The sequence below is a fragment of the Micromonospora mirobrigensis genome, from assembly GCF_900091555.1.
Lineage (GTDB): Bacteria > Actinomycetota > Actinomycetes > Mycobacteriales > Micromonosporaceae > Micromonospora > Micromonospora mirobrigensis.
The window spans coordinates 15,845-27,453 of record NZ_FMCX01000017.1 but is presented as its reverse complement, the minus strand read 5'-3'; the positions used below and the strand labels follow the sequence as shown (position 1 = coordinate 27,453).

General features: G+C 73.9%; 9 protein-coding genes. 7 read left to right on the top strand and 2 right to left on the bottom strand.

Annotated elements, in window-relative coordinates:
* Positions 1 to 163: 163 nt before the first annotated feature.
* Together GA0070564_RS28580 and GA0070564_RS28575 are read left to right on the top strand one after the other, a co-directional pair.
* Entirely contained in the window at positions 164 to 937 is a 774-nt protein-coding gene (locus tag GA0070564_RS28580) for an adenosylcobinamide-GDP ribazoletransferase (RefSeq protein WP_091616379.1), read from the top strand.
* Positions 938 to 1,000: 63 nt separating this feature from the next.
* Positions 1,001 to 2,296 (top strand): DUF2314 domain-containing protein, encoded by a 1,296-nt coding sequence (locus tag GA0070564_RS28575; RefSeq protein WP_091616375.1) that lies wholly within the window; start codon positions 1,001 to 1,003, stop codon positions 2,294 to 2,296.
* 7 nt (positions 2,297 to 2,303) lie between these two features.
* Here the strand turns inward: GA0070564_RS28575 and gcvT are convergent, their stop codons facing one another.
* On the bottom strand, positions 2,304 to 3,437 hold the full coding sequence (gene gcvT / locus GA0070564_RS28570) for a glycine cleavage system aminomethyltransferase GcvT (protein WP_091616370.1): 1,134 nt from the start codon (positions 3,435 to 3,437) through the stop codon (positions 2,304 to 2,306).
* Between the two features lie 162 nt (positions 3,438 to 3,599).
* Here gcvT and GA0070564_RS28565 point away from each other — a divergent pair, with 162 nt between their 5' ends.
* Positions 3,600 to 5,171, top strand: coding sequence for a leucyl aminopeptidase (locus GA0070564_RS28565; protein ID WP_091616366.1), 1,572 nt, complete (start codon positions 3,600 to 3,602; stop codon positions 5,169 to 5,171).
* Positions 5,172 to 5,239: 68 nt separating this feature from the next.
* On the opposite strand, the gene GA0070564_RS28560 is transcribed toward GA0070564_RS28565, so the two are convergent.
* Entirely contained in the window at positions 5,240 to 5,569 is a 330-nt protein-coding gene (locus GA0070564_RS28560; protein ID WP_091616361.1) for a hypothetical protein, read from the bottom strand.
* Positions 5,570 to 5,696: 127 nt separating this feature from the next.
* On the opposite strand from GA0070564_RS28560, the gene lpdA reads away from it, so the two are divergent.
* From lpdA to GA0070564_RS28540, 4 genes are all read left to right on the top strand, one after another.
* Positions 5,697 to 7,139 (top strand): dihydrolipoyl dehydrogenase, encoded by a 1,443-nt coding sequence (lpdA, locus tag GA0070564_RS28555; protein ID WP_176730888.1) that lies wholly within the window; start codon positions 5,697 to 5,699, stop codon positions 7,137 to 7,139.
* A 67-nt stretch (positions 7,140 to 7,206) separates the two neighbouring features.
* Positions 7,207 to 9,075, top strand: coding sequence for a 2-oxoglutarate dehydrogenase, E2 component, dihydrolipoamide succinyltransferase (gene sucB, locus GA0070564_RS28550; protein ID WP_091616355.1), 1,869 nt, complete (start codon positions 7,207 to 7,209; stop codon positions 9,073 to 9,075).
* Positions 9,076 to 9,176: 101 nt separating this feature from the next.
* Positions 9,177 to 10,499, top strand: a complete 1,323-nt coding sequence (locus tag GA0070564_RS28545) for a low temperature requirement protein A (RefSeq protein ID WP_091616353.1) — start codon at positions 9,177 to 9,179, stop codon at positions 10,497 to 10,499.
* A 113-nt stretch (positions 10,500 to 10,612) separates the two neighbouring features.
* Positions 10,613 to 11,545 carry an LLM class flavin-dependent oxidoreductase gene (locus GA0070564_RS28540; protein ID WP_091616350.1) on the top strand — a complete coding sequence of 311 codons (933 nt, stop codon included), beginning with the start codon at positions 10,613 to 10,615 and terminating at the stop codon, positions 11,543 to 11,545.
* Positions 11,546 to 11,609 lie beyond the last annotated feature (64 nt).

Below are 11,609 nucleotides of genomic sequence, written 5' to 3'. Positions count from 1 at the left end.
TTCACCGAGCCGGAACCGGCCGGCCCCGGCCCGGCCACCACCGCCCCCGAGCCGGAACCGGACTTCACCGAGCCGGAGCCGGCCGGCCCCGGGCCCGCCGGCACCGACGGTTCGGACCGGGCCTCGGTGCGGACCGAGCAGGAGCCGGACCCGTCCGGCCGGCGTGCCGGCTGAGTCCCGCCCCGGCGACGGGCTGCGGCTCGCGGTCACCACGTTCACCATCGCCCCGGTACCCGCCGGCCGGATCGACCGGACGGCGGCGGGCCGGGCGATGGCCCTCGCCCCGGCCGTCGGGGCGCTGCTCGGCGCGGTGCTGGGCGGGGTGCTGCTGGCCTCGGCGGCGCTCGCCCCGCCGCTGGTAGCCGCCGGCGTGACGCTCGGCTGCGCCGCCCTGCTCACCCGCGGGCTGCACCTGGACGGGCTCGCCGACACCGTGGACGCGCTCGGGTCGTACCGGCGGGGGGCGGCGGCGCTGGAGATCATGAAGAAGCCGGACGTGGGCCCGTTCGGGGTGGCCGCGCTGGTGGTCGTACTCCTGGTGCAGGCCGCAACGCTCGCGGAGCTGGCCGGACGGTCCTGGCCGGCGGTGCTCGCGGCGGTGGTCGCGGCGACCGCGGCCGGCCGGCTCGGGGTCACCCTGGCCTGCCGGCGCGGGGTGCCGGCGGCCCGGCCGGACGGGCTGGGCGCGCTGGTCGCCGGCACGGTGGGCCCGGTCGCGCCCGTCGTGGGCGCGGTCGCCGTGGCGGCGCTGGCAGCCGGCGCGGTGCCGGACCGCCCGTGGCAGGGGCCGCTCGCCGTGCTGGTGTCGCTCGCCGTCGCGGTGGGGCTGCTGCGCCACCTGGTACGCCGTTTCGGCGGCATCACCGGCGACGTGCTCGGCGCGGTCGTGGAGGTGGTCACCACGCTCACCTACCTGGGACTGGTGCTGTCCGGCTGAGCCGGGTACGCGACGCCGGGTAGCGTCTTGCGACGACGGCACCGCACGACATGGGGGACGACCATGCTCATCACGGACGACTTCCTGCCCGTACCGGTGCCGGAGTCGCTCAGCGCGACCTACCTGGTGCCGATGACCGGGCTGCCCCGGATGAGCCCGCGCACGGCCGTGCAGGCGCTGGCCGGACGGCTGGCCGAGCCGGTGTTCGGGCTGGCCAAGCAGATGCTGGACAGCCCGCTGATGACGGTGGACACCCGCCCGATCGCCGAGTTCCCGGCGCTGCCGCCGGACCTGCTCACCGCGTTCGGAGCCACCGAGGAGCAGCTGACCCGGCTCGCCGAGGCCACCCACCTGGTGGTGGTGCAGGCGGAGTACCGGCCCGGCTGGCCCCCGGCGCACGAGTGGGCGGCCCGGGCGGTGGCCGCCGCGGTCGCCGAGACCGTGGACGGGGACGTGGTCGACGTCTTCGCCCTCCAGTTCCTCGACCCGGCCACCGCGCTGCGCTCGCTGCCCGACGCCGAGGGCCGGATCCGGCTGGTCGACTGGGTGCTGGTGCCGTACTCGTCGGACGCCGAGGGGCTCTGGTTCACCACCAAGGGGCTGCGCCGCTTCGGCCTGCTGGAGTTGCAGGCCCAGGGGGTGCCCGACCACCTGACCCGGGCGTGGGGCGCGGTGATGACCGGGGCGGCCCGCCGGCTGCTGCGCACCTGGACCGACGGGCTGGCCGGCGAGGAGGTGCCGGCGTTCGTGCAGCTGCCGGTGCTGGCCACGGTGACCGGGCACGACATCGCGGTGGCGTACGGCAATCCGGAGCAGCACGGGGCGACGGCGCCGGTGCTGCTCGCCCTGGAGCTGGACCCGGCCACCGACCCGGAGGCCGACTCGTTCCTCAGCCTGCGGCCCCCGCCCGGTCACCCGGGGCCGGCCGGCCGGTACTTCGCCACCGCCTGCGCCACCCTCTTCACCGGCATCCAGCCCGACGTGCGCTACGCCCGCACCGGCGACGCGATGTCGGAGGCGATCACCACCGCCCGGGCCGGGCTCGGCGACGTGCGGGCCCGGTTCCTGGCCGGCGCGCTGCCGGCGGAGTCCCAGCTGGTGGTGAAGTACGGCCTGCCGGGCGACGAGGGCCCCGAGTACGTCTGGGCCGCGGTGACCTCCTGGGAGGCGCCGGAGCGGATCAGCGGCGCCAGCGCCAGCGACGCCAACACCGACCCGACCGTGCGGATCGGCTCACCGGTCGTGGTGGAGGCCACCGACGTCGTCGACTGGGCGGTGCTGGACGGCACCGGCGTCATCGAGGGCGGCTGGACCCAGGCCGTCCTGGACGCTGGCGAACGCCCGAACCCCTCGCACTGACCCCGGCTCAGCCCTTGACGGAGGGTTGGACGAACGGCGGTCGGGTCACCCGCATCCGGGCCCGGCGGCCCCGGATCTCCACCTCGACCTCGTCGCCGTCGGCGATCTTCGGGTCGGTGGCGAGCAGGGCCAGGGCGATGCCCTGCTTCCGGGTCGGGCTGAAGGTGCCGCTGGTCACCACGCCGACCGCGGCGTCGCCGACGTGCACGGTCATGCCGGGGCGCGGGATGGCCCGGTCGACGGCCGCCAGGCCGCGCAGCGTACGCGCCGGACCGGCGGCCTTCTCGGCGAGCAGCGCGTCGCGGCCCCAGAAGGCCGGCTTGTCCCAGCCCACCGCCCAGCCGGAGCGGCCCTGCACCGGGCTGATCTCCGGGGAGAGGTCCTGCCCGTGCAGCGGGTAGCCCATCTCGGTGCGCAGGGTGTCCCGGGCGGCCAGCCCGCAGGCCCGCAGGCCGAGGGGCTCGCCGGCGGCGAAGAGCGCGTCCCAGACCGCGACCGCGTCGCCGGCCGGGACCACCAGCTCGTAGCCCAGCTCGCCGGTGTAGCCGGTGCGGCACACGGTCAGCCGCACCCCGTCGAGGGTGGCGGTGGAGAAGCTCATGTAGTCGTGCTCCACCGGCAGGCCCAGCGCGCCCAGCAGCTCGGCCGAGCGCGGGCCCTGCACGGCCAGCACCGCGTACGCCTCGTGCTCGTCGTCGACGGTCACCCCGGCCGGCGCGGCGGCGCGCAGCCGGCGGACCACCTCGGCGGTGTTCGCCGCGTTCGGGATCAGGAAGACGTCGTCCTCGGCGTGCAGGTACGCGATGATGTCGTCGATCACCCCGCCGGTGGCGTCGTCGCAGGCCAGCGTGTACTGCGCCCGACCCGGCCCGATCCGGCCCAGGTCGTTGCTGAGGCAGGAGTTGACGAAGTCGGCCGCGCCGGGGCCGGTGATCCGCGCCTTGCCCAGGTGCGACACGTCGAACACGCCCACCCCCTCGCGGACGGCCGTGTGCTCCTTGAGCACGCCGCCGCCGGCGTACTCCAGGGGCATCTCCCAGCCACCGAAGGGAGCGAACTTCGCGCCTGCCGCGGTGTGCCGCTCGTGCAGGGGGGAACGGCGCAGCCGGGTCGCGGCGGCGTCGGGGGTCACGTCCGTCATGGGTGGGAACTTACCGGCAGCAGGACCGCTGGTTAGCATCGGCGGGACCCGTCGTGAACATCGGCGGGACGCACCCGACGTCCGGCGGGTAGGTTGCCGCCGGAGACCTTCATCGCCGGTACGCGACCCCGCGACCGGCCCGGCCCGCCCGGAGTAGCTTCAGTGACATCGCCCAGCACCACCCTCAGCCTGGTCGACACCGACCCCGCCGAGCTCGCCGTCGACGCGATCGTCATCGGTGTGCACAGCCAGACCGGAGACCAGGCCGCGACCAGCGGCTTCGCCGGCAGCCTGCTGCTGGCCAGCGGCGCGGAGAGCATCGCCGCCGCCTTCGACGGCAAGCTCACCGAGACGCTCGCGCTGCTCGGCGCCACCGGCGGGCCGGGCGAGGTGATCAAGCTGGCCACCCTGGGCACGATCACCGCGCCGATCGTCGCCGCGGTCGGCCTGGGCCCGGAGCCGACCGGTGCCGCCCCCGCCCCGGAGACGCTGCGCCGGGCGGCCGGCGCCGCCGTACGCGCGCTGGCCGGCGCCCCGCGGGTGGCGCTGACCCTGCCGCTGCCGGACGACGCCGACGCCCCGGCCGCGCTGCGGGCGGTGGCCGAGGGCGCGCTGCTCGGCGGCTACCGGTTCGCCGGTTACAAGACCAAGCCGCAGCCCACCCGGCGGGAGCCGGTGGCCGAGGTGCTGGTCGCCGTGCCGGACGCCGCCGACGCGACCGCGGGCGCGGAGATCACCCGGGCGCAGGCGGTGGCCGGCGCGGTCCGGCTCTGCCGGGACTGGGTGAACACCGCCCCGAACGAACTGCGCCCGCCGTCCTTCGCCGACGCGGTGGCGGCGGCGGCCCGCGACGCCGGGCTCGGCGTCGAGGTGCTCGACGAGGAGGCGCTGCGGGCCGGCGGCTACGGCGGCATCATCGCCGTCGGCCAAGGCTCCGAGGCCCCGCCGCGACTGGTCAAGCTCACCTACACCCCCGAGGCCGGCGGCAACGGCAAGCGGGTCGCGCTGGTCGGCAAGGGCATCACCTTCGACACCGGCGGCGTCTCGATCAAGCCGGCGCAGGGCATGTGGGAGATGAAGTCCGACATGGGTGGCGCCGCCGCGGTGGGCGCCGCGATGCTGGCGATCGCCGCGCTCAAGCCGTCCGTCGCGGTGACCGGCTACCTGCCGATGGCCGAGAACATGCCGTCGGGCACCGCGTACCGGCCGGGTGACGTGATCACCATGTACAGCGGCAAGAAGGTCGAGGTGCTCAACACCGACGCCGAGGGCCGGATGGTGCTGGCCGACGGCATCGCGCGGGCCTGCGAGGACGGCACCGACTACCTCTTCGAGACCTCCACCCTCACCGGCGGTCAGGTCATCGCGCTGGGCAAGCGGATCGCCGGCGTGATGGGCACCCCCGAGCTGTGCGAGCGGGTCAAGGTCGTCGGCGAGTCCGTCGGCGAGCCGGCGTGGCCGATGCCGCTGCCGGACGACGTGCGCAAGGGCATGGACTCCGACGTCGCCGACATCTCCCAGGTCAACGCGGTGATGGACCGGGCCGGCCACATGCTCCAGGGCGGGGTGTTCCTGCGTGAGTTCGTCGCCGAGGGCGTCGACTGGGCGCACATCGACATCGCCGGCCCGAGCTACCACTCGGGCGAGGCGACCGGCTACTGGACCAAGGGCGGCACCGGCGTCCCGGTCCGCACGCTGGTCCAGCTGGTCGAGGACGTCGCCGCCAACGGCTGACCCCTCCCGCGTACGCCCCGACGGGGCGCTCCCCCGCCCCGGGGAGCGCCCCGTCGGCGTCTTCGGGATCAGTAGAGGTGGGGGCGGCGCTTGCGGCGTTCGTTGTAGTCGCGCATGCGCTGGGGGTAGCCCATCAGGCGTACGTCGTAGATCGGGATCGCCAGACGGTGGGCGAACCGGCGGGCGCCGTCCGGGCCGTCGATGCGCCGGCGGGTCCACTCCCCGTCGTCGGCGATCAGGATGACCGTGGTCCCGGTGACCGTGGTGCGCGGCTCGATGAAGGCCTCCACCCCGCGCCGGGTCCGGACGAAGTTCTCGAGGTGTTCGAGATCGGCCCGCTCGGCGGGTCGTTCACCCCTGACCGTGCGCGCCTGCTTGCGGCGTCGGAACAACCCCACCGACGTCTCCCCCCACCCTCCGTCATCGAAGACCGTGCCAAGCGTACGTGTCGATCACGTGTCGTTGGGCACCTCACTACGCGCTTCGGTCACGGTGGTGACAAGATGACCGAGGTGGGGTGTGCCCATGCGGCCCCGCCGTGACCCCCGATGCAGCGACGCGACCTGGGAGTTGGACGTGAGCGAGCCGAACGACGCAACCTTCGACATCGTGATTCTCGGAGGTGGCAGCGGCGGCTACGCGGCGGCGCTGCGTGCCGCCCAGCTGGACCTCTCCGTCGCGCTGATCGAGAAGGGCAAGCTCGGCGGGACCTGCCTGCACAACGGCTGCATCCCGACCAAGGCGCTGCTGCACGCGGCGGAGATCGCCGACCAGACCCGTGAGTCGGAGCAGTTCGGCGTCAAGGCCGAGCTGGTCGGGATCGACATGGCCGGGGTGAACTCGTACAAGGACGGCGTGATCTCCCGGCTGTACAAGGGCCTCCAGGGCCTGGTCGGCAGCTCCAAGAACATCACCTTCGTGGCGGGCGCAGGCAAGCTGGTCGGCAAGAACGTCGTCGAGGTGGACGGCAAGCGCTACACCGGCCGCAACGTGATCCTGGCCTCCGGCTCGTACGCGAAGAGCCTGCCGGGCCTGGAGGTCGACGGCGAGCGGATCATCACCAGCGACCACGCGCTGACCCTGGACCGGGTCCCGTCGTCGGTGATCGTGCTGGGCGGCGGCGTGATCGGCGTGGAGTTCGCCAGCGTCTGGAAGTCCTTCGGGGTGGACGTGACCATCGTCGAGGCGCTGCCCCGGCTGGTCGCCGCCGAGGACGAGGAGTCGTCGAAGGCGCTGGAGCGGGCGTTCCGCAAGCGGAAGATCAACTTCAAGGTTGGCAAGCCGTTCGAGAAGGTCGAGAAGACCGAGAACGGCGTCAGGCTGACCATCCAGGGCGGGGACGTCGTCGAGGCGGAGCTGCTGCTGGTGGCCGTGGGCCGGGGCCCGAACACCGCCAACCTCGGCTACGAGGAGCAGGGCGTGAAGATGGACCGCGGCTACGTGCTGACCGACGAGCGGCTGCGCACCAGCGTGCCGAACGTCTACGCCGTCGGCGACATCGTGCCCGGCCTCCAGCTCGCCCACCGCGGCTTCCAGCAGGGCATCTTCGTGGCCGAGGAGATCGCCGGCCAGAACCCGGCCGTGATCGACGAGGCGGGCATCCCCCGGGTCACCTACTCCGACCCGGAGCTGGCATCGGTGGGCCTGACCGAGACGAAGGCCAAGGAGCAGTACGGGGCCGACAAGGTCAAGACGTACAACTACCCGCTGGGTGGCAACGGCAAGAGCCAGATCCTGAAGACCACCGGCCACATCAAGCTGGTCCGGGTGGAGGACGGCCCGGTCGTCGGCGTGCACATGGTGGGGGCCCGGGTCGGCGAGCTGGTCGGCGAGGCGCAGCTGATCTTCAACTGGGAGGCGTACCCGGCCGAGGTGGCGCAGCTGGTGCACGCCCACCCGACGCAGAACGAGGCCCTGGGCGAGGCGCACCTGGCCCTGGCCGGCAAGCCGCTGCACGCGCACAACTGACCACGACAACCGCGGCGTCCGGCGACGGGCGATGAACCCCCCAGGGGAATGAAGGAGTCTGGAGAACATGCCGGTATCGGTCACCATGCCCCGGCTCGGTGAGAGCGTCACCGAGGGCACCGTCACGCGCTGGCTCAAGCAGGAGGGCGACACCGTCGAGGTCGACGAGCCCCTGCTCGAGGTCTCGACCGACAAGGTCGACACCGAGATCCCGTCCCCGGCGGCGGGCGTGCTGAGCCGGATCGTGGTCGGCGAGGACGAGACCGCCGAGGTCGGCAGCGAGCTTGCCGTCATCGCCGGTGAGGGCGAGGAGGCCGGCGGTGGCCAGGCCGCCGCGACCGAGCAGGCCGAGCCGGCCACCGAGCCGACGGCCGCCGCGGCGGGCACCGGCCCGGAGCCGGAGCAGGAGAAGCCGCAGGCGCAGGCCGAGCAGCCGGCCCCGCAGGAGCCGGCCCAGCCCGCCGCGTCGTCGGGCGAGGGCACCCCGGTGAAGATGCCGGCCCTGGGTGAGAGCGTCACCGAGGGTACGGTCACCCGCTGGCTCAAGCAGGTCGGCGAGACCGTCGAGGTGGACGAGCCGCTGCTGGAGGTCTCCACCGACAAGGTCGACACGGAGATCCCGTCGCCGGTCGCCGGCACGCTGCTGGAGATCAAGGTCGCCGAGGACGAGACCGCCGACGTCGGCGCCGACCTGGCGATCATCGGCGCCGCGGGCGCCGCCCCGGCCGAGGCCAAGCCGGAGCCGAAGCCCGAGCCGAAGCCGCAGGCCCAGCCGGAGCCGAAGGCCGAGGCCAAGCCGGCCCCGAAGGCCGAGCCGAAGCCGGAGCCCAAGGTCGAGGAGCCGACCCCGGGCATGTCGTACAACGAGCCCTCCGCGGAGGCCGAGGTCGCGCAGCAGCCGGCGAAGGCCGAGGCGGCGGCGCAGCCGTCCGCTCCCACCCCGACGCCGCAGCGGCCGACCGCTCCGGTGCAGGGTGGCGGCGAGGAGGCCGCCGGTTACGTGACCCCGCTGGTCCGCAAGCTGGCCGCCGAGCACGGCGTCGACCTGTCGTCGCTCAACGGCACCGGCGTCGGTGGGCGGATCCGCAAGCAGGACGTGCTGGAGGCGGCGGAGAAGGCCAAGGCGGCCAAGGCCGCGCCGACTCCGGCCGCGCAGCCGGCCGCCGAGGCGGGCGCCCCGGCCAAGCCGGCCGCGAAGCCGCAGCCGAGCGGCAAGCGGGGCACCACGGAGAAGCTGCCGCGGATCCGCAAGGCCATCGCCAACCGGATGCAGCAGTCGCTGCACGAGATGGCGCAGCTCACCACCGTGATCGAGGTGGACGTCACCAGGATCGCCAAGCTGCGGGCGCAGGCCAAGGACTCGTTCCAGGCCAAGCACGGCGTGAAGCTCTCCTTCCTGCCGTTCTTCGCCCTGGCCGCGATCGAGGCGCTCCAGGCGTACCCGATCGTCAACGCCAGCATGGACCTCGACGGCGGGACGATCACCTACCCGGCCGCCGAGCACCTGGGCATCGCGGTGGACACCGAGCGGGGCCTGATGGTGCCGGTCATCCACAACGCCGGTGACCTCAACCTGGGCGGCATCGCCAAGCGGATCGCCGACCTGGCCGAGCGGACCCGGACCAACAAGATCAGCCCGGACGAGATCGCCGGGGCGACCTTCACGCTGACCAACACCGGCAGCCGGGGCGCCCTGTTCGACACCCCGATCGTGCCGTCGCCGCAGTCGGCGATGCTCGGCACGGGTGCCGTGGTCAAGCGTCCGGTCGTGGTCAACGACCCGGAGCTGGGCGAGGTCGTCGCGGTCCGCTCGATGGTCTACCTGGCGCTCTCCTACGACCACCGGCTGATCGACGGCGCCGACGCGGCCCGTTTCCTGGTCGCGGTCAAGGAGCGGCTGGAGGGCGGCAACTTCCAGGCCGAGCTGGGCCTCTGACGTAGCCACCGGAGGGGGCGCGCGGCATCCGCCGGGCGCCCCCTCCGTCGTACCCGGGTGATTCCGGCCCGGAGCCGATCACCTGCTGAAAGACTCGATCGGTGGGCGTCGGCGGGAGGAGGAGACGCCTGGGGCCGGCGGTGGCGGTGGCCCCGGGCGCCCGGGTCGACCGGTTCGAGATCTTCTTCGACCTGGTCTTCGTCTTCTCGTTCTTCATCATCACCCGCGCGACCGCGCTGAACGTCAGCGGCGCGTCGCTGCTGCACGCCCTGCTGGTGCTCGCCGTGCTCTGGTGGGCCTGGGTGGTGCACAGCGTGGTGGCCACCCGGATCCGGCTCGGCGAGGGCTTCGTCCCGGTGCTGATGACCGTCGGGATGGCGGCGCTGTTCACCTTCGCCCTCGCGCTGCCGCAGGCCTTCCAGGATCCCCGGCACAACGCGGCCGGGCCGATGGTGGCGGCGGTGAGCTACATCGTCATCCGCCTGGTGCACCTGGCGCTCTACCTGCACGCCGTTCGGGACAGCCCGAACGAGCGACGGCAGTTGTGGCACTTCGGCCCGGAGCTGATCGCCAGCACGCTGATGTTCCTCGCCGCCGCCCTGGTCCCGGCGCGGATCGCCGACGCCGGCACGGCCGCGCTGGTCCGGGACCTGCTCTGGACCGCGGTGGTGCTGGTGCAGTACAGCACCGGCATGATCGCCGGGACGTGGGGCTGGGGCGTCACCTCGGCCGAGCACTGGACCGAGCGGTACGACCTGATCCTGATCATCGCCCTCGGCGAGTCGGTGATCTCCGTCGGCGTGGGCAGCAACCTGATCGGCCAACCGCCGACCTGGCCGGCGGTCACCGCCGCGGTGCTCGGCATCTTCTTCACCGCCGCCCTGTGGTGGGCGCACTACGACATGGTCGGCCCGGCCGCCCGGATCGCCCTGCACGCGGCGAAGGACGGCCCCCGGGTGGCGATGGCCCGCGACGCGTACGCCTATCTCTACCTGCCGATGATCGCGGGGATCATCCTGTTCGCTCTGGGCGCCGAGGGGATCGTGCACCAGATCGCCGACCCGCACGTGCCCGTCAGCCTCGCGGCGAAGCACCCCCACGTGCCGCTGCTCTTCGGCGGGGTGATCTGTTATTTCTGTGCGAACATGCTGTTCCAGCTGCGCACCCTGCGGACGGTCAGCTGGACGCGGGTGGCCACCGTGCTGGTCCTGGTGGCGGCGATACCGATGGCCGCGGCGGTGCCCGCGCTGGCCGCCCTGGCCCTGCTGACCGCGATCTGCGTCGGGCTGGTGGTGGCCGAGGTGGTGGTCTTCGCCGACTCCCGCCGGGCCCTGCACAAGTTGATCTTCGAGGAGAAGACGTCGCACGAGGCGCACGAGGCGGGGTGGCGGGCCCGCTGGCACGAACGCGACGAGGGCGAGTGAGAGCACGCGCCCCCCTGTTGACGCATCCGGTAGAGCAGGGGCCCTTCTCAACATCTTCGCCCCTCGGCAGAACGGGGTGGCCGAGCGGCAGCCGCCGCGCCGATGCTGGGTCGATGACGACGTTCTCCGTACAGGCCCGGCCCACCGACGCGGCGAGCTGGCTGGCTCTGGCCCGCCGGGTCGAGGCCGCCGGTTTCGACGCGCTGTCCGCCGCCGACCACCCCGGCTCGGGCGCATCGCCGTTCGTGGCCCTGGCCGCCGCGGCGGCGGTGACGTCGAGGATCGGTCTCGGGTCGTACGTCTCCAACGCCGGCGTCCGGGAGCCGATGCTGCTCGCCACCGACGTGGCGACCCTGGACGTGGTCTCCGGCGGCCGGGCCCGGCTCGGTCTGGGCGCCGGCCACACCCCGGCGGAGTGGCGGGCGGTCGGCCGGGAACGCCCCGACGTGGCCGGCCGGGTCCGCCGCTGCGTCGCCGTGGCCGAGGCGGTACGCGCGCTGCTGGCCGGCGAGGAGGTCACCGTGGACAGCCCCGACCTGACCGTCCACGCGGCCCGGCTCACCACACCGCGACCGGTGCGGGACCGGATCCCGTTCACCCTGGGCACCTCCAACTCGGCGCTGCTGCGCTGGGCGGGCGCGCACGCCGACGTGGTGGGGCTGGCCGGCTTCGGGCGTACCCTCGCCGACGGCCACCGGCACGAGGCCCGGTGGCGCGCCGACCAGATCGAGGCGCAGCTCGCCTGCGTGGCGGCCGGCGCGGCCGGGCGGGCCGCGCCGCCGGTGCTGGAGGCCCTGGTGCAGACGGTGGTGGTCACCGACGACGCCGGGGCGGTGGCCGCCGAGCGGGGCGTCGACGCCGGGCTGACCGGGCCGGAGCTGCTGGCCACCCCGTTCGTGCTGATCGGCACCGCCGACGAGATCGCCGCGGCGGTCCGGGAGCACCGGCGTCGGTGGGGAGTCACCCGCTTCGTGGTCCGCGCCGACGCCGTGGAACCGCTGGCGCCGGTGCTGGAACGGCTGCGCGCCGAGGCCGCAGTCGGGTAGCCGAAAGATCGTTGACCTGCGGTTTCGTCGCGCGCACAGTCGGGGTCACAGGAAAGGTGACACC